We start from the raw sequence: 22633 nt of genomic DNA, 5'->3' as shown, positions 1-22633 counted from the left end.
ATTATACTTACAATACAATCCTATCTAAAGTAGCTTGTTTCAGGCAGTTCCATACTACAACTAGCACACGGATTATTATGATAAAAGCTGTGTCAATCATAAAAATCATAACAATCCGTACGGTCCGCCGTTGAGGTTCTATTTATAATTCATGAGGGAAAAGTAGCTAACTGATTCAAATCAAGTCGGTTGCTGTGACAAGTCATAGGCTGTCGACTAGAATCAGGCTTGTTTTGCCAAACTAACAAGCCGTTTGCTTCCATGAAAACCATTTTGGTACCCACCGACCTAAGTCCCATTACCATCTATGCGCTCGACGTAGCTGCCGAATTAGCCCGCACCTACCAAGCCGAAATCATTCTGATGCATACGGTATTGTACGACGTTACCTCGTTAGAAATAGCTGATAGCGTTACGGGTATTTCTCTGGATATGGGTCCACTCTATGAAGAAGCCTGGAACGAAGCCGAAAAATCGCTTCGCAAATTGATTCATAATCCAGCCTATGCGGATGTTAGCATCAAACCAGTACTAGGAACCAACATGGAGGGGCTTATTAATTGCATTAATGAGCAACAGGCCGATCTAATTGTACTGGCTTCGAAAGGGGCTTCTGGACTGCTGGAATGGATCGAAGGATCGCATGCCGAACTCATTACCCGGTTTGCCACCTGCCCGGTACTGGTTGTTAAAGAACCAATAGCTCAGTTCAATCCCCAGGAGATTGTTTTTGGTATCGATCTGGATGAGGAACTGAAAAAGCCACACCTGTTTCCGTTCCGACTCGATGATCAGTTTTGCCGACAATATGTTTATGTGCTAACCCCTACCGATAGCCGCCTGCCCGAAGGTATTCGAGAATGGGTCGCCGACTTCACCGCAGCCAACGACATCGACCATTACAATCTTAAAATTGTCCACGATCATACCGTACCCGATGGCATTCTGGATTACACTCAGTCTATTCATGCCGACCTTATCGTGTTGTATACGCACGGATACACAGGCCTACGGCACTGGATACAGGGCAGCGTAGCCGAAGATGTCTTAAATCACTCCAACATCCCGGTCTTAATCATGCGGGCTTAATTGCCCGTGCTCACACCAGCTTTACTTCTTTTCCTGACTTTGCTGCGGCATAAATTGCTTCGACAATTCGGATGTCACGAAGGCCTTCCTCACCTGGTACTAGCATCGGCTTTTTTGCCATGATGGCGGCTGCATCGTCGTCCATCTGCATGGCCTGTTGCGACGGCACCTCATAAGGATGATCAAAACGACCGCCATTGCTCCAAATACCTTTTTGACCATTATAACCCGAATAAGGCTCCACACGTAATGTCCCTTTTGAACCGGTAACATCCAGGTGATTCATATTCATACCATAGCTGGTTTGTAAGGATGCTCGGGCTCCGCTCGGAAAAACAAGTTGAACCAAGGAAGTTTCGTCCAGTCCATTTTTATAAACGTTTGGGCGGGTAGTATACTGCTGGGCTGTTACGGCAATAGGTTCTTCGCCTGTAGCCAGTCGAGCACCCTGCACCACGTACACACCCATATCGTACATAACGCCCCCGCCCATCTCTTTTTTCTGTTTCCAGTGATCGGTACGCGAGTCATAATAAGCAGCCGAACAACTCACCATCAGTACGTTACCAATCTTTCCGCCCCGTAGCGCCTTCGTCCACTCCTGCGTATTGGGTTCGTGGTGCAGCCGGTAGCCGATGGCCAGCGATACTTTGTTTTTCGCACAGGCATCAATCATGTTCTGGCATTCCTTCGCCGTCACCGCCATTGGCTTTTCGCACCAGACATGCTTACCGGCTTTGGCCGCCCGAACCACGTACTCTTCGTGCATCGACGGTGGCAGCACCACATACACCACATCGATGTCGGGATTGTTGGCAATCTGGTCGAAGGTCTGGTACGAGTAAATGTTCTTGTCGGGAATGTTGTATTGTTTCTTCCACTTCTCGGCCTTTTCGGGCGTGCCGGTCACAATACCAGCCAGATAACAGTTCTTCGTTTTTTGCAGCGCCGGTGCCAGCAAGTCGGTGCTGTAATAGCCCAGCCCGACCAGGGCAACCCCCAGTCGATCTTTAGCAGGTCGGGTGGTGGCCCAAAGGGCGTTTGGAGCAATAGTTGTGGCTATGCCGGTAATCCCAACAGTATGAAGAAATGTTCTGCGCGAAGTCATGATTTTTCAGGTTTGTTATTTCAATGATTAACGTTTCCTATTTCAGGGTGGATGGCGTATAGATTGCCCATGTCAATCAGCCTGAAACTTTGAAACTTTATCAGACAAACTCAAAAAGTTTTCTGTTCTAACTATGGAACCTCCTAATTTTGTCGCATGTCTAAAAAAGTCAATATCGGGTTGGTGCAGATGAGTTGCTCGGCGGATGTCGAAGCCAATATTCAGAAAGCCATCGACCACATTCGGGAAGCAGCCCAAAAAGGGGCTCAGATCGTTTGTTTGCAGGAACTGTTCACCTCGCTATACTTCTGCGACGTAGAAGATCACCATAATTTCAGTCTGGCCGAAGCTATTCCAGGTCCTACCACCGAACGATTGGGTAAGCTGGCTGGCGAATTGGGCGTGGTCATCATAGCCTCCCTGTTTGAAAAACGGGCTCAGGGATTATACCACAACACCACAGCCGTTTTGGATGCCGATGGGTCGTATCTGGGCAAGTACCGGAAAATGCACATTCCCGACGATCCGGGTTATTACGAAAAATTCTACTTTACGCCCGGCGATTTGGGCTATAAAGTGTTCGATACCAAGTTTGCCCGAATTGGCGTATTGATCTGCTGGGATCAATGGTATCCCGAAGCGGCTCGTATCACCTCGCTGATGGGTGCCGAAATTCTGTTTTATCCAACAGCCATTGGCTGGGATACGAATGAACCCGATCCGAAACAAAACGAGGAGCAGTACAACGCCTGGCAGACCATCCAGCGCAGTCATGCCATTGCCAATGGTGTACACGTTGTATCGGTGAACCGGGTGGGTCGCGAGGCCGATCAGCAGTTCTGGGGTGGTTCGTTTGTGGCTAATCCGTTCGGTTCGCTCTTGTATCTGGCCCCCCACGATCAGGAACTAGTTCACGTACAAACGGTCGATCTGGCACTGTCCGAAAAATACCGAACCACCTGGCCCTACTTCCGCGACCGACGCATCGACTCCTATCAACCCATCACAAAACGATACATTGATTGATGTATGAAGTATGATGTATGATATAGAATGTAAAAGGCACCTATATCATACATCATACTTCATACATCCTACATCCCTTATGAGACTTGGTATTGAAATTGGCGGAACAAAGCTTCAGTTGTTCACAAGCGATGATAGCCGTCAGATAACGCAGCGCTTCCGACTGGCAATTGACCCCTCGAAAGGTGCCGAGGGTATTCTGGCACAAATTGCCTCGACTATTGACCAGATTGATCTCCCCATCGAATCGATTGGTGTAGGTTTTGGTGGTCCAGTCGACTGGCAAACAGGCCGCATTGCTACCTCGCATCAGATCGGTGGCTGGTCCGGCTTTGACCTGGGCGACTGGCTCCGGCAACAGGCACCCGGTGCGCAGGTGCGGGTAGAAAACGATGCCAATGTAGCCGCCCTGGGTGAAGCTCTTCGTGGAGTGGCCACCGGATTTCAGAACGTATTTTATGTAACGCTGGGCAGCGGTGTCGGGGGCGGCATGGTTGTCGACCGTAAGCTATATCACGGCGCGCTACCCGGCGAAGCGGAAATCGGTCATCTGTGGCTGGTTCCTCCCAGCGAATCGAGCGACGGACAAACCATTGAACAAACCGTGTCGGGTTGGGCCGTCGATCAGCAAATTCGAAGTTTGCTGCCACAATTACCCGCTGATTCGTACCTGAAACAGGCCGTACAGCAGGCGCATGACAGCGGTACCGTTGGCAAAGAAGCCCGGTTTTTACACCCTGCCTACGAAGCCAGCGACCCAGTAGCTAAGATGCTGATCGAACAGATTGGCTCGGTGGTTGCACTGGGTCTATCGCACGTTGTTCACCTGTTTCACCCCGATGCCATTGTACTGGGTGGAGGTATTTCACTCATTGGCGAACCGTTACGGGCGGCTGTTCGGCAGTCTCTTCCCCGCTTTGTGATGAAAGCCTTCCACCCCGCCCCTATCGTTTTACTGGCTAAACTCGGCGAAGACGCTGTACCCGTTGGCGCAATAGAGTTAATGAATAATGGATAAAGTAGAATGGATAATTATTCTCAGTGTCCATCATTCATTATCCATTCTACTTTATTAATTATTCATTCCTTATACCATGAACCAGACGTATTTCAAAAATTACCTTGACCGGCAAAAAGAAGCGTACGATGCGATCCCCATCGACAAAGTTGAACACCTGATCAACCTGATCAAGAAATGCTGGGAAGACGACCGGCAGCTCTTTGCGTTCGGCAATGGAGGCAGTGCTTCCAATGTCTCGCATTTCATCACCGATCTCGGCAAAAGTGCGTCCGACCGGATGGGTAAGCGTTTCCGGTGTATGTCGCTCAACGAGAGTATTTCCTGGATCACCGCCCTCGGCAACGATTATGCCTATGAGGATGTCTACATGCGGCAACTCGAAAATTACGCCCGTCCCGGTGATCTGGTTCTAACCCTGAGCGTTAGCGGCAACTCGCCCAATGTGGTCAAAGCGGTAGAGTGGGCCAATGAGCATGGACTAACCACGATAGCCTTAGTGGGTGGCAAAGGTGGTAAGCTGGCCGATCTGGCACACGAATCCATCATCGTTCAGGATAGCCACTACGGCCGGGTCGAAGACGCTCAGATGACCATCTGCCACATGCTCTGCTATGGGTTCATTGAGAGTTAGTCAATCTGTTTAAAATGCTTCGGAGATGTTTACGTAGAAGCCGTGGGTATGATTGCCCACGGCGGCATCGAATCGAACGTTGACATGCTCTTTTCGGCTGATCATAAAGCGTAAACCAGCTCCGCCAGTCGGTTTTAGATCGCTGATGCTAAATTCGTTGGGTTTGTGTGCCACATCGCCAACACCCGCAAAAACAACCCCGCCAAACCGCCCAATGAGCCGCTGGCGTAACTCAGCCTGAAGAATGACGGCATTGTTGTCCCGGTAACGACCATTATAGTAACCCCGCAATAACGACGACCCACCCAGTGTAGCCGCTTGCTTAAAGGGAACCTCACCCACGTTTAGATTCACATAAAATTGGCCAGCCAGAACCGTTCTGGGCGATAACGAATGATAATGCCGAATGTCGAAGAGGTAATTGGTAAAGTCAAACTCAGAGCCCATCCATTTTTCATAGTCCATAAACGACACATCGGCATACCAGCCCCGAACGGGCGAGTAGATATTGTCGCGGGTATCGACAATACTGGCAATGCCCACCCCATTCACAACGCTGCCCAGGCCACCAATGAGTGTTTGTGCGGGCAATTGCCGATCTGTTGACCGATTAACGTCGAACGTTTTAAAATACTGCTGCTGCACCCCCACAAACCAGCCCGGCTTTACTTTCCGCAGGAATCGATTGTAGGCACGAAGACTCTTGTAGGAAATCAACTCTTCCTGGCTTTCGGTCGTTCCTGGTCCAATCCCATAATAAAGTTCGGGGAAGTCGGCGTAGAGGAAAAATCCCCGAATCAGGTATTTTTCATGCGCAGTGAAAATGGTGTAGGTCGGTTCAACTACGGTCTGTGCGTTTTGTGTGTGGATGACCGCAAAATCCAGGTTTGAGGTGCGGGCCGTACTATCTGTCCGAAACAGAAAAACCCCCAGAGCACCATAGGCGATATGGGTCTCGGGTGTATAGAACACAACGGGCAGTGGAATAAAATGAAAGCGGTGCTGACCTTCTTTTCCGTGGGTGGTATCGGCTAAAAGCTGCCGCTGACTGTAGTCATAAGTCCGTAAAAGAGGCCGCCCCACACTGATAAACGACAGAAAAAACAAGCTAACCCAGCAAAAATAGGTACGCATCGAAAAGAAATATTCCAAAGTTTGTTGACTGTATCTCCTAAATCATTCCGCTAAAATCACCCTTCTCCGAGGCTCATAAACAGCTATTTAGGCTACACGAAATTTACAAATAAATAACATCAGCGCTGAACCATTAACCGGATTTTAACCTATACCCCTCAACGCTAGTTTAGTCTATTATCATCTGTAATCGTCTTCTTATTCGTACCTTTGCGGCCATTTTATAGTACCTATGTCCATTTTCACACCCAATCCAGTCAACGATATTGTTTGGTCAATTGCCTGGAAATCGTCCGTATTTCGCCGGAAATTTGCGATTGGCGTCATTAGCCTACTCGCTTTATTAGCTACGTTTCCCTACTTTTTTGCAACCATCGAACGACATAGCGGCCCTGTTTTGAACGACTGGCTCCTCAGCCGAATTCCGCCTGTGGATGTGTCGATTATTATTTTTCTGGTAATATGGGCAACGGCCATACTCTTAGTTGTCCGTGTACGACGCAGCCCGGCCTTATTTATGATGTTCGTCTACAGCTATGTGATCATCAGCTTATCTCGTATGGTTAGCATCAATGTAATGCCACTGGACCCTCCTATCGGCCTGATTCCTATGGTCGACCCAATCACCAATGCGTTTTATGGGAAAGTGTATATCACCAAAGACCTGTTTTACTCCGGTCACACGTCAACTATTTTCCTGATGTTTCTGTGCTTCCGTCGGCGATGGGATCGGATTATTGCCCTGATTGGCTCGCTGATTGTAGGGGCTTTACTACTTGTCCAACACGTCCATTATACGATCGACGTGCTATGCGCGTTTGCGTTTACCTATCCGTTATATCGACTAGGCAAATGGTTGGCCCTTAGCGGCTGGAACGATGCAGGTAAATCAGTGGCGAACACCGGGAACTGATTTTTCGAATTTTATGAATCGCTGCTTGAGATCGTTAAGCAGCGATTTTTTTATTGTCTCCTCTTCAATAAAACTGTACTCGATACTATTGAAGACAAAGTTTTTAATATCCTGATAGGAAATTTGTTTGTAGCGCTTGGCCAAAAGAACATATTGGTCGGTCAAATTTGTTCGCAATACACCAGCATCGTCCGACGAAATCACAATAGGAACATTAAATTCTTTATACAGGCTGATGGGATGTTTATCGTCCTTAACTTTTAGAATAAATTCGTTGCTGAATAAATTAATCTCAACGGCAATTTTTTTCTGACTCATATACCGTAACAGCTCATAACAATTTGTCTCATACGGCATATCAACACCATGCCCAATTCGATTGGCACCGGCTAAATAGACGGCCGAACTGATATGCCAGGTTAGGTCTTCCGGTTTTACCATCCCCAGTGTCAGTTCTCCCGCATGTAACGTGTATTTAACGGAAGGATATTTTGCGTGGCAAAACCTGAACATCAGCATGTGTAGCCAGTAATCGCGCATAGAGATTTCGTTATCTTCAGGAGCGGCAATATTGACCCCGACAACTAGCGGACTATTGACGGCGGCTTCAAACGCCACGATCATATTTTTGAACACTTCCACCGGTTCTACCGTGCGGACCACGTAGCTCTGGTAACGCATGATAAACTGAGCATCATCAATTTTCAGGCTGGAATGCAGGCGATTAAGCGTCTCTTTGTTAAACGTAACGGCGCAGTCAACTACATTTTTTATCTGTATGGCCGTGTATAGTGAATCCAGCAATGTCAAACAGAGAGTGGTGTCGTTTTTCGACTGTCCGTCTCTCAGTTTTTTGTCAAAACCTGCTAATTCTGTTAACTCTTTGGAGCAAGGCGCATTGACAAATAATGTCTCTATATAACTGACATTTTCCTTTTTAGCGCGGTTCTTAATTTCCAGTAACCCCTTATCGACTTCGGCTCGACTGGCAACGCCAAAACCTGAGAACGTTTCAAAAAATAATTTATCGGATGGGTAGTCGACATGGTTATAATCTTTGACCGACCATTTTTGAAAAAGTTTCTGCTTATACTCAGAAAAAGTACCTTCCTGTTTCAACGTCGAAAAGCTAACCCAATCATCGCCATCTGGTTTTTTCTCCGAAACTTTTAACGTTTTTCGATTGATGAAATAATTGTTGGCAACGACATAATCGATGTAGGTTTCGGTATAAATAGAACCGCTATAATGATGATGTAAATCGCCACCTTTCGGCATTTGCGCAAAAAACGCGGTTAATAGGGCATCGTTATTCCGAATTTTCTCAAAATAATCGCTTACCGTTTGCCCGAACGTGGTGAGTGAGATAAAAAAGAAGAACAAACAAATTCGTAATCGTGCGATCATCAACAACTAGTTTCTGTACTGTTTTAAGGAAAAAGCACGGTTAACGTACCGACCAGTAACGCCAGACCGAAAATAATAAGCAACCCGATCAGTATTGTTCTTAACAGACTACCGGGCCGCTCTGAATTTGAATTTGCCATATGATTATAACTATCTATCGATAGAAATGAACAAAAGTCATCTACTTCTCAGCTATATCGATTTGTTTAATCGATCAATATATCACTGCTTTACACCTTGATAATACCCTTTTATTAATGACTTAATGCCGACCATTTGATCACTGGTAAAATCATTTCGATAGATTCGCTCAAATACAGCCGCTTTAATTTCACCTACAGACCAGTTTGGGTGTTGCTTTCCAAGCTGTTGCTCTACCATTCGCTGACCAATATCGGCCATCTCAAAACCCATTTGAAACCGCTCCCTATCCGATTTATTCATAATAAAATCAGCGTACAGTCGTCTTACATGTTCAGGTGTATCATTCATCCGCCGAAAATTCCGAAATCATTTAATTGCAACGTTCTGATCCAACTTTCTATATATAGCGTATCTAAAGTTGGATAGTCATGCAGTATATTTCTTATATCGTCTATCTGTTGCTGACTATATAATTGCTGAACCCATAACAATTTAGCAACAATTAAATCTTCAGGTGAAATTACCCAACAATTAATCGTGGCCAAGATTTCTTTTCGCTGTCGTCGCTCAAACTCCGTTTGCTGAAAAGCATCATTTTTTCGAATGATGAAATCTATCTTCATACCCGACTTCCAGTCAATGATATTAAACATACCTCTCCGACTCACTTCAGCTTCTGCACTTTCATAATGGAAATAACATTCCCGATGAAAGAATATATCGGCAAAAGCCGGAAAATTATCAGAACGAAGTTCGATAACAATATCAATATCGCGGGTATATCTCGGAATCGAATAGGCATTTAAGGCAACACTACCTGAAAGCATATAGTCAATTCCACGCTCCTCTAGCGCCGTACTAATAAATTTCAATAACTCTTCCATACACCGTTTACAACGGAATATTGCCGTGTTTTTTCTTTGGCATACTAGCCACTTTGTTTTCCAGCATCTGGAAGGCCCGGATTAGTTTCTGGCGAGTCTGGTCGGGCATGATCACTTCATCGATATAGCCCCGGTGAGCAGCCCGATACGGATTGGCAAACTTCTCGGTATAGTCCTGCACCTTTTCCTGCAACTTGGCCTGTGGGTCTTCGGCTTCGGCAATTTCCCGTTTGAAAATAATCTCAGCGGCTCCACTGGCGCCCATCACGGCAATCTCGGCCGATGGCCAGGCGTAGTTCAGGTCGGCACCGATGTGTTTGGAATTCATCACATCATAGGCCCCCCCGTAGGCTTTACGGGTAATGACCGTTACGCGCGGTACGGTTGCTTCGCAAAAGGCAAAAAGTAGTTTGGCCCCGTTGGTAATGATCCCGTTCCACTCCTGATCAGTGCCCGGCAGGAAACCGGGAACATCTTCGAGTACCAACAGCGGGATGTTGAAACAGTCGCAGAAACGGACAAACCGGGCCGCTTTGGTACTGGCATGAATATCCAATACACCCGCCAATACCGCCGGTTGGTTACCCACAACACCAATGCTCCGACCGGCTATTCTGGCAAATCCAACGACTATATTTTCGGCAAAAGCCTTGTGCACTTCAAAGAAGCTACCGGCATCGACCAGTTCCTCAATTACCTCCCGCATGTCGTACGGCTGGTTCGGATTGTCGGGAATGATTGAATTTAACCCTGCCCGAGTTTCCTCAGAAGCTTCGTAGGCAAGCACCGGTGGCTCATCTTCGCAGTTTTGCGGTATGTAGCTCAGTAACTGTTTGATATTCTGGATACAGGCCAGTTCATTTTCGCAGGCAAAGTGCGTCACACCGGATTTAGTGCTGTGGGTGCTAGCCCCTCCCAGCTCTTCAGCCGTTACGGTTTCGTGTGTAACCGTTTTCACCACGTTCGGGCCGGTCACGAACATATAGCTCGTGTTTTCAACCATGAAAATAAAATCCGTGATAGCCGGGCTATATACAGCACCACCCGCACAGGGGCCCATAATGGCCGATAGTTGAGGGATTACCCCCGACGCTTTGGTATTCCGGTAAAAAATATCCGCGTAGCCCGCCAGCGACAACACCCCCTCCTGAATCCGGGCACCTCCTGAGTCGTTCAGCCCAATGACGGGGGCACCATTCTGCATCGCCAGGTCCATGATCTTACAGATTTTTTCGGCATGGGTTTCCGACAGGGCTCCGCCAAATACGGTAAAATCCTGCGCAAATACATAGACCAGGCGCCCATTGACTGTACCGTATCCGGTTACGACTCCATCACCGAGGTAGTGCTCTTTGTCAAGACCGAAGTCGCGGGTGCGGTGCATCACGAACTTACCAATCTCCTCGAACGAGCCCTCATCCACCAGCAATGCGATACGCTCACGGGCGGTAAGCTTGCCTTTTTTATGTTGTGCATCAATGCGTTTCTGACCGCCACCCTGCTCGGCTTCCGCATTTTTCTGCGCTAGAACGTCAACTTTGGATGGCTTGGCGGTTGAGGAGAGATTAGACTCGGAACGGGTTTCAGTTTGCATGAGGTTAGTAGTCTCGACATCAAGGACGAACAAAGTTAATTTTTCTTGCGGATTCCAACGGTTCAAATTGTTTTTGTATCCTTACCCCAGCCTAAACATGTACACCATGCATCGACTTCTATCTGCCATACTGTTGACGACGGGCTGTCTGCTTCTGGATGGCTGTCAGCCCTATTACGCCCCTAAACCACCGGCCACCGGCGACACCTACCGCCCCGTTTATGCAGCTTACTCCGACATTCGGACAGTTCAGGCGTTGGGGCCTCAGCCACTCAAAAATGTGGGCAAAATTTATGTAAAGGACAACTATCTGTACATCAATGAGGTGGGAAGCGGCATTCATATCGTCGACAACCGAAACCCCGAAAAGCCCGTTCAGGTCTCGTTTATTGGCATTTTAGGTAATGAGGAGCTAGCTATTAAAGACAGTATCCTCTACGCCGATAACGTCACGGATCTGGTGGCGCTTAACATCGCCAATCCACTCAATGTGCGGCTGGTGAAGCGAGTCGAAAATGTCTTTGATTATTCGGCTTTTCCACTAGCTACCAACGTACGCTTTGAATGCGCTGACCCAAATAAAGGGGCTGTCATTCGCTGGGAAAAAGCCGACCTCGATAATCCACAATGCTACCGGTAACATGTATTGTTTAAGGTTTCATGTTCAGAGCTAATGTGCGGTCTAACCACTCCACTACCTGAAACTTGAAACAGCCACTCCCAAAACTTCCCTTATGAAAACTTCTTTTTACACGCTTTTGATCTGGCTGACCACCTTATTGGCTGCCTGTAGCAGCAAAGACTCCGTTTCGCCCGGAACAGGGGTTGGTGGCTCTACAGCCCGATTCACCATCAGCGGCAATACGCTCTATACCATTAGCAACACGGCGCTGCAAGCCTATGATATTTCGGAAAGCGGCAACCCCAAAAAAGGCGCAAACACCAAACTTGGATTTGGTGTCGAAACGATTTTCCCATACCGAAACAACCTGTTTGTCGGCACCCAAACGGGCATGTACATTTACGACATCAGCCAACCGAACGCACCCAAACAGGCCGGTCTCTACACGCACATCCTCAGTTGCGACCCGGTGGTAGCGCAGGGCAATTTTGCCTACGTTACCCTTCGGAGCGGGACCAACTGCCGCAATCAATCGGTGTCGGTCAATAGCCTGGATGTCATCGACATCAGTAACGTAGCGACTCCCAAACTGTTACGAAGTTATCAAATGACCAATCCGCGTGGGCTTGGCGCCGACAGTACCCTGTTGTTTGTGGGCGAAGGGGATTATGGCTTACGAGTGATGGACATTAGCAATCCGCTCGATGTGAAAGAGCTGGAATACTTTTACAATACCAAGACCTACGATGTTATTCCAACGCAAAAACGCCTGATCGTCACGGGTCCAAAAGGAATCTACCAATATAGCTATGCCGATTTCAGCCAGTTAAAACTGCTTAGCCAACTCCCGGTCGAGCCATGAAGAACATTTACACCAGCGTCCTTTGCTGCCTGTCAATATTGGGTTGGCTACAGGCTTCGGCTCAATGGCTTAGTCCAACACCTGCGTACACAAACTCACCCAGCCCGCTCCCAAAATGGGTTGTCAAGTTCGCTCCGTTAAGTCTGCTCGACCTCAGCAGTACGGTGCAGTTTGCTATTGAGCGAACGATTGGTCAGCAACAAAGTCTGCAACTCGAAGCAGGGTATGGCACTCAGCGTATGAATCTATGGCAGCGATCCGATAATACCAACAGCCGATACAGTCAGTATGAGGTCTGGCGCGGACGAGCGGAGTGGCGGTATTACTGGCGTCGGTTTCAGGCTCCTGTTGGTTCCTACTTTGCTGTGGAAGGGCTTTATAAACAGGAAAATGCCTTCGAGAACGGCACGGTGGGTATGGGCCTTAATGCGCCAACGGGACAATATGAGTATTATCAACTGTATTCACTTCCGGTCTCCAAGGCAGTCTGGGCATTGACACTCAAAGTTGGGCGGCAATTTCCTTTACCGTTCAACAACCGATTTGTGGCTGACTTCTATGGTGGATTGGGTATTCGGAACCGAGCGATTAACCGGTCTGACCGACCTGATGGGTATCTGTTTTATGCATCCAGCGGCTCCATAGTCGATCCATTTACAAGGACGTCAAATCCGTATTCTTTTTTGAGCGTTTCCTACGGGGTTAAGATCGGGTATACGTTTTAGATATTGGCTACCTATCGAGTGATTGTCTTTCGTAATGGCTGAAATTGGCGTTTCTTTGCAATAAACTGCGACCAACTCCGCTTGAAAAACCGATTTACTTTTTTACTACTGATCGGGCTTCTACCCATTTGGGCAGTTGCTCAACCCATCGGCGGACACCGTGTCTTTTCGTTCCTAGATTTACCTACTCACGCGCGCGTGGCGGCACTAGGTGGACAAGTAGCTACGGCCATAAGTCCTGATGGTTCGTATTATCTGAACAATCCCGCCCTGGCCGATTCACTACCAGCGAATCAACTGGCCATCAGTTTGATGCCGTATCTGGCAGCGGCCAAATATTACACGCTTCAGTACGGCCTTCCGATTCAGTCGCAGGGAAAATGGGCGGTAGGCTTACAATACCTCAGTTATGGGCAGTTTGCGCTAACCGACCCAGTTGGTAATACACTAGGCACCTTTACGGCCAATGATTACGCCCTGAGTCTCACCCATGCCCGTACTGAGGGGAATTTCACGTTCGGCGCTACGCTAAAAGCCGTTGGGTCCAGCATCGAAATGTATTCTGCCTTTGGGATTCTGGCTGATCTGGGAGCTGTTTGGCGGCATCCGAAAAAAGATCTGGCCTTCGGAATGGTAGCTAAAAACTTCGGTTATCTGGTTAAAAATTACGGTACGCTGGATGCCGATTTACCCTTCGATTTGCAAGCTGGCGTCACCCTGAAACCCGAACACGCTCCTATCCGGCTCACCCTGACCGCTCATCATCTACAACGCTTTGATATTAGCTACAACGACCCCAATCTGAACGTACGCTACGACCTGAGCGGTAATCCGATCCCACAAACTACGAGCGTCACGGAAAAGATAGCCCGTCACCTGAGTGTCGGAGCCGAACTCCTGGTTCATCGGAATGTGCACCTGCTGGTTGGCTACAATCATCAGAAACAGCAGGAAGGCAAACTTACGACGGGTGGTGCAGGCGTAGGCTTTTCGTTTGGCATTTCGGTGCAGGCCAAAAGCTTCCAGCTAACGTATGGCCATTTTTCCTCCGTTCCTACCGCAGGTACTAGTCAACTATCCCTCCGCATCGACCTGGCACGACTGATGAAGTAAACAAAGGACATAAATGAAATAAGTAGTTTCATTTTCTGGCATAAACTCCTTATTTTTCATCCACTGAACAACCAGAGCAACTCAATATGATCGCGGAAGAAATTCAAAAACGTATCTATACCGTAGACGAATACCTAGAGTTGGAAAAGACCTCCGAGGTAAAGCACGAGTTTGTAGATGGAATCTTAGTTGAGATGCCTGGAGAATCCAAAAAAGCCAATGAAATTGGCGGAAACATTTATTTAGCTTTACGACTAGCATTAAAAGGAAAGCCATTTAAGGTATATAACCACGATGTCAAACTTCGCACCATACCCGGTAGAAAATACCGCGACCCCGACATTATGGTCGTTCCTGTAGACGATACTGATGATACACATTTCGCACATAAAGCCATCCTCACGGTTGAGTTAACCTCCGAAAACTCTTCTGGCGTCGATCACGACCAAAAATTTCACGAGTACATCGCTATGTCCTCTATAGAAGGCTATTTGATTGTCTCTCAGGAAGAGCCACTGGTCGAAGTGTACCAGCGTACCGGCACCAAATGGGAATATGCTTTCTACACCGACCTCACTGATTCATTTACACTCCGTTCGCTTGGCATTTCCATGCAAGTGAGTAATGTGTATGAGGGAGTTTTTTGATTTTATTAGTCCAACTATCGACTTTTCGTTCTGAAATCATTTTGAACGTTTATTTCATCAGCGGACTTGGAGCTGATAAGCGAATTTTCCAGAAGTTAGTCTTACCGGGGTTTCTAAAGCCAGTCTACTTAGATTGGCTTGCTCCACATCTTGATGAGTCGTTACCTGCTTATGCACGTAGAATGAGTGATGCAATTGATACCACACAGCCCTTTTATTTAATCGGAGTTTCTTTTGGTGGAATGATCGCTACAGAAATCAGTAAGCTGGTCAAATCACAAAAAACTATTCTTATATCAAGTATTTCTACCACTAATCAACTCCCCTGGTACTATATATTCTTGGGTAGCATATCCATCGACCGCCTTATACCAGCTTCATTTTTAACATTAGCAACCCCACTTACCTACTGGATTTTTGGCGCAACGGATTTGTTCACAAAACAATTATTGAAGCAAATCCTGAAGGATACTGATAAACGCTTTATCAAATGGGCGCTTCGCGCGATTCTAAGTTGGAGAAATTCTATCAGACCAACTGAACTAATCCAGATACACGGCACCCGAGACAGAATACTACCTATTCGATTCACCAGACCAACTGTAATAGTGCCAGATGGTGGCCATTTGATGGTTTACGCCCAGAGTGATATAATTTCAAATGTCTTGGCCACCCAATTAACAAAATCAAGTTAGTCAATTGGGTGGCCATATACTAATACCTAAGTGAAGCCGCAAGCTATATCTTTTTCACTCAAAACCGTCCGATGCGCCGTTGCAGAGCATCCCGTGTCAGGGTAATCAGGTGTCCAATCGGTTTTCCTGCACGATAGGTGACAACACGTAAGTTGATTGGACCATCGGGCAGGTCGATGGGTTGGGTGTATTTATTGGAAAACTGGTCGGGCATGGTATCATCGATGGTGTAGTAGATATCGAGGCCAGGGGCTTCGCTGGCGAGCTCAAGCCGGAGCTTACCGTCTTTCATACTCGTCCGCACGATGGCGTCGTAAATAGCCCGCGAGTAGTTGACCTGGGCCACATCGGCCCGGTCGAAGTGGGCTTCGGTCCGCTCCACAAAATTGGCCCAGTTCTTTACCTCTTTCGGTGACCAGAACACTTCCGACAGCGCCCAGCCTCGTGGATAAGTCATGTATTCGGCATACCGCAAGGTTGGTATTTGTTCCGTCCAAAGGTTACCCTGTCCACCCAGAATGTACTTGGCATCGACGCCATCGGGTACCGGATCGAAGCTATAGCTTTTTTGCATACGCAGACTAGCGTAAATCGGCGGATCGACAGATGGGTCACCCTGTGTGTAATCCAGATAAGCAAAGGTAGATGGCGTCATGACCACATTATGGCCCGCCTGTGCCGCTTCGATACCGCCTTTGATCCCCCGCCAGCTCATGACAGTTGCGCCCGGCGAAATACCGCCTTCCAGAATTTCGTCCCAGCCCAGCAGTTTTTTGCCTTTGGCGGTCAGAATTTTTTCAACCCGACTCATGAAATAGCCCTGCAAATCTTCTACGTGCCGGATATTCAATTGTTTCATCAACGCCTGACAGCCGGGATCATTGGCCCAATACCCTTTGTAACACTCATCACCCCCAACGTGAATGTACGGATTAGGGAAGAGCGTGGCCACTTCGGTAAAGACCTTATCCAGAAACGCATATACGTTCTCATCGGACGGATTCAATGTGTTCTCTACCTTCATCTTAAAGGTTCCGTTGCCATACCACTCCGAAAACGCCGTACCAGGATTTACACTCACCTGCTGTTTGGTACAACTCAATTCAGGATAAGCTGCCAGAGCCGCCATGCTATGACCGGGCACATCAATTTCAGGAACAATGGTCACGTTACGAGCCTGTGCATAAGCCACTATTTCCCGTATGTCGTCCTGCGAATAAAAGCCACCAACGGGAGTTGGTTCGCCGGGTTTGGGTTCCGCCCGATCACCGAAATGTCCCGCCCGTGCTACCCGCCAGGCACCTACCTGCGTTAGTTTAGGCAGTGATTTAATCTCAATTCGCCAGCCATTGTCGTCGGTCAGATGCCAGTGGAGCGTGTTGAATTTCAGCTTAGCCAGCTGGTCGATGTATTGTTTGACCTCGTCTTTTGTGAAGAAATTACGGCTTACATCGAGCATAATACCCCGCCAGCCAAACCGTGGGTAATCCGTAACCTTAACCGCAGGTAGCGACCAGGTTTTGGTAACAGCGGTTTTACTTTCAATTTCTTTCGGCAATAACTGTGTCAGGGTTTGCATTCCATAGAATAGTCCTGCCGGACGATTGGCTGTAATGACAACCCCTTTCGGCGACGCATCAAGCATATAACCTTCAGCGCCAAGCTGGGTATTGGGCGTAGCGTTCAGGTTCAGTTGAATTTTACCCGCTTTTCCCTGTTTTGCCGACAAGGCAAAGCCCGTTGGGCCGTTCAATCGCTGGCTAAGCATGTCAGCAACGGCCTTCGCTTCAGGTTGATTATACTCTACTGACGTTGATTTCGCCAGGGTAAACAAACCGGTTTGAGGCTGTACGCTAACCGGTTGGGGAATTAAATGAATAGGAGTTTGCCCGTAAGCTGCGGTAATACAAAACGCTAAAAAGAGAATCCGACAGAAATTCATGCGAAAACTGATTAATGATTTCAGGAGAAAGCCAGTTAGTCGAAGTTTTTAATCATGGTTACTTAAACTCCTATTTTTTCCGTAGCATTGGCACAATTTTAAAATTCCTGTGTTTCTAGAAAAAGCGCTATTAGTATTCCGCTTTTGTTTTTGTCAATGACCCACTCGCTGAAAGACCTTACTCCCCGGCAGATTGTTGCCGAACTTGATCAATACATTATTGGCCAGCACGATGCCAAACGTAACGTGGCCATTGCCCTGCGTAACCGTTGGCGTCGAATGAATAGCAGCGCGGATATGCAGCGTGAAATCACGCCCAATAATATCCTGATGATTGGCGCTACGGGTGTCGGAAAAACCGAGATTGCCCGTCGGCTGGCTAAAATCGCGGATGCGCCCTTTATTAAAGTCGAAGCATCCAAATTTACCGAAGTCGGTTATGTGGGCCGCGATGTCGAAAGTATGGTGCGCGATCTGGTCGAACAATCCATCAATATGGTGCGGGCGGCCAAGAAAGAAGCCGTGCAGGTGAAAGCCCAGCAACAGGTTGAAGAAACCATTCTGGACATTCTGATTCCGCCTGTCAAACCAGCCAACGGCCAGCTAGGGTTCGAAAATACCCCTAAAGACCCCGACGCCGAACTCAATGAGCGAACCCGTGAACGTTTCCGTGAGAAGATCCGCTCGGGCGAAATGGACGACCGCAAAATCGACATCGACGTGCAACAAAGTCAGACGCCCAACATTGGTGTCATGGGCGGTACCGTCGATGATTTATCGATGATGAATATCCAGGAGATGATTGGCAATATGATGCCCAAACGCGGTAAAAAACGCAAAGTAAGCATTGCCGAAGCCCGCAAAATCCTGCTGGAAGAAGAGGCCGCCAAACTCATCGACATGGACGAGGTGAAAGAAGAAGCCATCCGAAAAGCTGAAGATGCCGGTATTATTTTCATCGACGAAATCGACAAAGTAGCTTCGGCTCGTTCCGGTAACGGCGGTGGTGGCCCTGATGTCAGCCGCGAAGGGGTGCAACGCGATCTGCTACCGATTGTAGAAGGGAGTGCGGTGAATACCAAGTACGGTGTTATTCATACCGATCATATTCTGTTCATTGCGGCCGGTGCTTTCCACGTGGCCAAACCCAGCGATCTGATTCCTGAGTTACAGGGCCGCTTTCCGATTCGTGTCGAGTTGCAAAGCCTGTCGGAAGATGATTTCTACCAGATTCTGAAGGAGCCCAAAAATGCTCTGACCAAACAGTATGAAGCGATGCTGGCGGCTGAAGAGGTGGAGCTTGGTTTCCAGGACGACGCCCTGCGCGAACTGGCCCGCATTGCTTTCGAAGTCAACAGCGAGGTTGAGAATATCGGTGCCCGTCGATTACAAACCGTCCTGAGCCACCTTATGAACGATTTCATGTTCGACATTCCCGATGTGATCGGTGCCAATGCGAAAGTTGTGGTTACGAAAGAACTGGTTAGTCAAAAACTGAATGGTCTGGTCAAAAACCGGGACCTGAGTCAGTTTATTCTCTAATGTTGCCGGACTGGCGTTATAGCCTCTTGTTCACGCTACGAACTACCTGCTCAATCGCCCGATCCACGTCAGCTCGTTTACGGTCAGGTGGATCGAAGCGATTGAAGGGGTGAAGTTCGAGCACAAAGGTTTCCTCAACCTGTTCGTCATCGATGGGTGTATAGAGTTTATAGCCTGCCAGTTTAATCGGGATCAGGCCATGTTGGTGCTTAAATCGGGACAGTATATACGCCAGCAGCTCTTCGACCTCAAGTGTTGATCTGTTCTCAGCGGGTACAAAGCGTACGTAGGCATGGTTCCGGTCAACAATTGTTTGTTCGTTGGGTGAAAAGTGCCCTTCGCAACTGGAAAACGTCCGGACAATACCCGTTCGATTCAGCGCGTCGACCAGTGGGCGTATTTTTGGTTCGATCTCGTTCATCAGGGTTCACCGTCCAGCAACGCTACTTCGTCGGCCTCATCCATACGATGATGGCTCTTTCTCTGATCTTTTTGCCATAACCATCCCAGGTAGCCAACGGCAATCAACGCCATCACACCCGATACGGCAAATGCGGCATCGACACCTGATTCACCTATTACATGATTGAGCAGCCAGCCCGCTCCTACTGCCCCAAGGCCGATGCCCGCTTCAAGGGCGATGTACATAGTAGCCATTGCTCGCCCACGTGTGTGCTCGTCACTCAGATCCGCCGTCCAGGCTTGCACGGTAGGCGAGTTCATGCCCCACGACATCCCGTAGAAAATAGCGGCTGTCCAGAACAGTACCGGCGAATCGACCATCACCAGCAAAGCCATCGAAATGGCCAGGATAATCGTCGAAATAAACAGCACGGGGATTCGACCATAGCGATCCGACGACTTGCTAAACAAAATTCGAACGGCTAGTGAAGCCACCGTGTAGACCGTAAAAAACAAGCCTTTATTCGTAATGCCTAAAGAACCGCTCAAGGTAGAAATCACCGTGAGTACGGCACCTGAGGAAAACGATTGCAGCAACAGAACCAGAAACGGCGGAATAGCCTGTCTGTCAAAAATCTCATCTTTTTTCAGTCGAAGCAGACCAAACCGAAAGCGTTGCGTTGTCGCCAGGGTTTCGGGCATACGCAATAGAATACCAATGGAAAGCAGGGCAAAAGCCGATGATGTCCAGAACATGATATTCATCGAAAAATCAGTAGCCAGCCAACTTCCGATGGCGGGCCCAAGCGACATGCCCATCGCGGTAAATAGTCCCAGCATCCCCATGGCTTCGCCCCGACGATTGGCCGGAACCACATCGGCCACATACGCCGAAGTAGCCGTTGGCTTGGTCCCCGTCGAAAAGCCGTGAATCAACCGAAGTGTCAAAAAGCCCCACACAGTTAGCAGATAGGGATACAGCAGTCCGCAGACAAAGCATACGACCGACCCAAAGGCCATCACCGGCACCCGACCAATCGTATCAGTCAGTTTGCCACTAAATGGTCTTGACACACCAGCGGTTAAGGTAAACAGCGCAATGATCAATCCGACATACTCCTTCCCGCCCAGCTTCGCCAGGTAAGCCGGTAGCTCGGGAATCATCATCGAAAAACTGGCTGAGAACAGGAAGTTACTGACCGACAGTAACCAGAACGAGAGCGTATACAGCGAGGAACCTCGCGACGTTTGGGAGGTAGATAATGAACGAACAGTCAAAACGAGTTGAGTTGGTTCGCTCAAATTTACGATTCTTTTTCTAAACGGCTGATTGGTTGACTGGTTAATTGGTTTATTGGTTCATTAGTTGGCTAGTTGGTTGCAGTGGTACCCTGCCCCCAATGAACCAGCCAACCAATAAACTAATTAACCAATCAACCAATTCATTTCGGTTCGGGCGTACTGTTTCCTCCATCGACAACAAACCGCCACTGGCCGTTACGCTGGCGTTTCCAGACGGTCACATAAACCCCAAACTGCGTTTTCTTCTTGCCAGACTCCTCTCGTCGGGTCAGCATCCATTGACCGAACGTATAGCCCAGATCGCCTGCCTGCGAGGCATCGGCTTTGAGAACCTGCCAGGTCAGCACGCTCCCATCTACAGGCATACGACTCATTTGCGCCCGTAGCGAATCGAAGCCGACCGTCGGAGCCGCTCCATCGTTGAGCTTAATCACCTCATCGGCAGCATAGGTTGTAAAGGCTTTAGCCATGCCCTGTCTTTCAGACAATTGACTGAAATTCTGGTCAGCTTCCCGAATCTCATCGATGGCCACTTGTCGTTTGGCGGCTGCCGGATTCATGGCTCGCGGGCTATCGGCACTCGTCCGGCACGAGGTTAGCCAGGTCATCATCACGAGAAGAGATAATACGTACTTCATTATGGGTAGGTAGCTATTTTGGCTAAATTTGCGGCATCCATTGACTGTATAATGCATAATGAACAATGTACAATTGTAGTGCCAAAAACCAGCACTATATAGCCTAATTCATTATCCATTTATCATTATTCATTGTTCATTATTGCTCTCGACCATGTCTCGTAATTTAAAAATTGGGATTTTCCTTACCGTTTCTATCCTGCTGACGACGTTCACGTTTTACTTCTGGCAAGTTTTCAAAAGCCCAAACTTACAGGTTAGAGACAACGACAAAACCTTTGCCCTTCTGATTCCGCGCGGCTCCACGTTTGAGTCGGTCATGGACACGCTCAAAACCCATAAGGTGATCAACGACGAAACCTCGTTCCGGTTCCTGGCCAAATTGATGAAATACCCCGAATTGGTTAAGGAAGGCCGGTACGAAATAAAGCCGAACATGGGCAACCGCGACGCGCTGGTTAAACTCCGCAGTGGTAATCAGGATGCTATGCCCGTCACGTTCAATAGCATGCGGCAGAAATCGGACCTGATTCAGCGATTAGGCAGCAAATTCGAATTTGGCTCCGAAGCACTGGGCAAGCTCCTGAACGATCCGGCCACCTGTGATAAATACGGGTTCGACACCACGACCATCGTCTGCATGTTTTTGCCCAACACCTACGAAATGTTCTGGACCATCAAACCCGAAGCGCTGCTGGAACGGATGGGCTCCGAATACAAGAAATTCTGGACACCCGAACGCCAGGAGAAAGCCAAAGCGTTGGGTATGACCCAAACGCAGGTACAGGTACTGGCTTCGATCGTAGCGGCCGAAACCAACAAACGCGATGAACAACCCCGTGTGGCTGGTGTGTACCTGAATCGCTTGAAAAAAGGCATGAAGCTCGAAGCCGACCCAACGGTCATTTTTGCCCTGCGCGATTTTACCATCCGTCGGTTACTCAATAAGCAGCTCACCATCGATTCGCCCTACAACACCTATCGGCATACCGGATTACCTCCCGGACCGATCAACCTGCCTGCGCCTGCTACCATCGATGCTGTGCTAAATGCCGAGCAACACGACTACCTCTATTTTGTGGTCGATGCCCGATTCAATGGGTATCACACCTTCTCGAAAACGATGGCAGAACACCTGGCCAACGCCCGCCTGTATCAACAGGCCCTCACCCGCATGAAGATTATGAAATAA

23 protein-coding genes are annotated in these 22633 nt (G+C 48.3%); 13 read left to right on the top strand and 10 right to left on the bottom strand.

Going from position 1 to position 22633, the window contains the following annotated elements; translation table 11 throughout:
- Positions 1–261 precede the first annotated feature (261 nt).
- The gene (locus tag ACYVFD_RS18570) at positions 262–1089 is read left to right on the top strand and encodes a universal stress protein (RefSeq protein WP_461091908.1); all 828 of its coding nucleotides are present in this window, start codon (positions 262–264) and stop codon (positions 1087–1089) included.
- Positions 1090–1099: 10 nt separating this feature from the next.
- On the opposite strand, the gene ACYVFD_RS18565 is transcribed toward ACYVFD_RS18570, so the two are convergent.
- The gene (locus ACYVFD_RS18565) at positions 1100–2197 is read right to left on the bottom strand and encodes a Gfo/Idh/MocA family protein (protein WP_461091907.1); all 1098 of its coding nucleotides are present in this window, start codon (positions 2195–2197) and stop codon (positions 1100–1102) included.
- Between the two features lie 156 nt (positions 2198–2353).
- Here ACYVFD_RS18565 and ACYVFD_RS18560 point away from each other — a divergent pair, with 156 nt between their 5' ends.
- From ACYVFD_RS18560 to ACYVFD_RS18550, 3 genes are all read left to right on the top strand, one after another.
- Positions 2354–3223: a carbon-nitrogen hydrolase gene (locus tag ACYVFD_RS18560; RefSeq protein ID WP_461091906.1), complete on the top strand. Its 870-nt coding sequence runs from the start codon at positions 2354–2356 to the stop codon at positions 3221–3223.
- Positions 3224–3302: 79 nt separating this feature from the next.
- On the top strand, positions 3303–4241 hold the full coding sequence (locus ACYVFD_RS18555) for an ROK family protein (protein ID WP_461091905.1): 939 nt from the start codon (positions 3303–3305) through the stop codon (positions 4239–4241).
- A gap of 76 nt (positions 4242–4317) precedes the next feature.
- Positions 4318–4875 carry a D-sedoheptulose-7-phosphate isomerase gene (locus ACYVFD_RS18550; RefSeq protein WP_461091904.1) on the top strand — a complete coding sequence of 186 codons (558 nt, stop codon included), beginning with the start codon at positions 4318–4320 and terminating at the stop codon, positions 4873–4875.
- Positions 4876–4884: 9 nt separating this feature from the next.
- On the opposite strand, the gene ACYVFD_RS18545 is transcribed toward ACYVFD_RS18550, so the two are convergent.
- Complete coding sequence (locus ACYVFD_RS18545; RefSeq protein WP_461091903.1) at positions 4885–6009, bottom strand: BamA/TamA family outer membrane protein; 1125 nt, start codon at positions 6007–6009, stop codon at positions 4885–4887.
- A gap of 232 nt (positions 6010–6241) precedes the next feature.
- On the opposite strand from ACYVFD_RS18545, the gene ACYVFD_RS18540 reads away from it, so the two are divergent.
- The gene (locus ACYVFD_RS18540; protein WP_461091901.1) at positions 6242–6922 is read left to right on the top strand and encodes a phosphatase PAP2-related protein; all 681 of its coding nucleotides are present in this window, start codon (positions 6242–6244) and stop codon (positions 6920–6922) included.
- Here ACYVFD_RS18540 and ACYVFD_RS18535 read toward each other — a convergent pair.
- The 4 genes from ACYVFD_RS18535 to ACYVFD_RS18520 all read right to left on the bottom strand — a co-directional run bounded on the left by ACYVFD_RS18535 (position 6899) and on the right by ACYVFD_RS18520 (position 10951).
- Entirely contained in the window at positions 6899–8329 is a 1431-nt protein-coding gene (locus tag ACYVFD_RS18535; RefSeq protein WP_461091900.1) for an adenosine deaminase, read from the bottom strand. The genes ACYVFD_RS18540 and ACYVFD_RS18535 overlap by 24 nt on opposite strands.
- A 222-nt stretch (positions 8330–8551) precedes the next feature.
- The gene (locus tag ACYVFD_RS18530) at positions 8552–8773 is read right to left on the bottom strand and encodes a hypothetical protein (protein ID WP_461091899.1); all 222 of its coding nucleotides are present in this window, start codon (positions 8771–8773) and stop codon (positions 8552–8554) included.
- Between the two features lie 44 nt (positions 8774–8817).
- Positions 8818–9357, bottom strand: a complete 540-nt coding sequence (locus ACYVFD_RS18525) for a nucleotidyl transferase AbiEii/AbiGii toxin family protein (protein WP_461091898.1) — start codon at positions 9355–9357, stop codon at positions 8818–8820.
- 7 nt (positions 9358–9364) lie between these two features.
- Positions 9365–10951: an acyl-CoA carboxylase subunit beta gene (locus ACYVFD_RS18520; RefSeq protein WP_461091897.1), complete on the bottom strand. Its 1587-nt coding sequence runs from the start codon at positions 10949–10951 to the stop codon at positions 9365–9367.
- A gap of 106 nt (positions 10952–11057) precedes the next feature.
- On the opposite strand from ACYVFD_RS18520, the gene ACYVFD_RS18515 reads away from it, so the two are divergent.
- From ACYVFD_RS18515 to ACYVFD_RS18490, 6 genes are all read left to right on the top strand, one after another.
- A complete protein-coding gene (locus ACYVFD_RS18515) occupies positions 11058–11591 on the top strand; it encodes a hypothetical protein (RefSeq protein WP_461091896.1) in 534 nt (177 codons plus the stop codon).
- Positions 11592–11685: 94 nt separating this feature from the next.
- The gene (locus tag ACYVFD_RS18510; RefSeq protein ID WP_461091895.1) at positions 11686–12435 is read left to right on the top strand and encodes an LVIVD repeat-containing protein; all 750 of its coding nucleotides are present in this window, start codon (positions 11686–11688) and stop codon (positions 12433–12435) included.
- Positions 12432–13160 (top strand): hypothetical protein, encoded by a 729-nt coding sequence (locus tag ACYVFD_RS18505; protein ID WP_461091894.1) that lies wholly within the window; start codon positions 12432–12434, stop codon positions 13158–13160. The genes ACYVFD_RS18510 and ACYVFD_RS18505 overlap by 4 nt, the downstream gene beginning before the upstream one ends.
- Positions 13161–13241: 81 nt before the next feature.
- Entirely contained in the window at positions 13242–14273 is a 1032-nt protein-coding gene (gene porQ, locus ACYVFD_RS18500; protein ID WP_461091893.1) for a type IX secretion system protein PorQ, read from the top strand.
- Positions 14274–14359: 86 nt separating this feature from the next.
- Positions 14360–14920 (top strand): Uma2 family endonuclease, encoded by a 561-nt coding sequence (locus ACYVFD_RS18495; RefSeq protein ID WP_461091892.1) that lies wholly within the window; start codon positions 14360–14362, stop codon positions 14918–14920.
- Between the two features lie 41 nt (positions 14921–14961).
- Complete coding sequence (locus tag ACYVFD_RS18490; protein ID WP_461091891.1) at positions 14962–15615, top strand: alpha/beta fold hydrolase; 654 nt, start codon at positions 14962–14964, stop codon at positions 15613–15615.
- Positions 15616–15673: 58 nt separating this feature from the next.
- Here the strand turns inward: ACYVFD_RS18490 and ACYVFD_RS18485 are convergent, their stop codons facing one another.
- The gene (locus ACYVFD_RS18485) at positions 15674–17557 is read right to left on the bottom strand and encodes a beta-N-acetylhexosaminidase (RefSeq protein WP_461091890.1); all 1884 of its coding nucleotides are present in this window, start codon (positions 17555–17557) and stop codon (positions 15674–15676) included.
- 156 nt (positions 17558–17713) lie between these two features.
- Here ACYVFD_RS18485 and hslU point away from each other — a divergent pair, with 156 nt between their 5' ends.
- Positions 17714–19099, top strand: a complete 1386-nt coding sequence (hslU, locus tag ACYVFD_RS18480) for an ATP-dependent protease ATPase subunit HslU (protein WP_461091889.1) — start codon at positions 17714–17716, stop codon at positions 19097–19099.
- 16 nt (positions 19100–19115) lie between these two features.
- Here the strand turns inward: hslU and ACYVFD_RS18475 are convergent, their stop codons facing one another.
- From ACYVFD_RS18475 to ACYVFD_RS18465, 3 genes are all read right to left on the bottom strand, one after another.
- Complete coding sequence (locus tag ACYVFD_RS18475) at positions 19116–19520, bottom strand: hypothetical protein (RefSeq protein WP_461091888.1); 405 nt, start codon at positions 19518–19520, stop codon at positions 19116–19118.
- On the bottom strand, positions 19520–20779 hold the full coding sequence (locus ACYVFD_RS18470) for an MFS transporter (protein ID WP_461091887.1): 1260 nt from the start codon (positions 20777–20779) through the stop codon (positions 19520–19522). Before ACYVFD_RS18470 ends, ACYVFD_RS18475 begins: the two co-directional genes overlap by 1 nt.
- Before the next feature lie 164 nt (positions 20780–20943).
- The gene (locus ACYVFD_RS18465) at positions 20944–21441 is read right to left on the bottom strand and encodes a YybH family protein (RefSeq protein ID WP_461091885.1); all 498 of its coding nucleotides are present in this window, start codon (positions 21439–21441) and stop codon (positions 20944–20946) included.
- A gap of 154 nt (positions 21442–21595) precedes the next feature.
- Between ACYVFD_RS18465 and mltG the strand changes: the two genes are divergently transcribed.
- Positions 21596–22633 carry an endolytic transglycosylase MltG gene (gene mltG, locus ACYVFD_RS18460; protein ID WP_461091884.1) on the top strand — a complete coding sequence of 346 codons (1038 nt, stop codon included), beginning with the start codon at positions 21596–21598 and terminating at the stop codon, positions 22631–22633.

Source organism: Spirosoma gilvum (assembly GCF_054776815.1).
The sequence above is the reverse complement of the archived record's forward strand: the minus strand, read 5'-3'. Positions and strand labels throughout refer to the sequence as shown.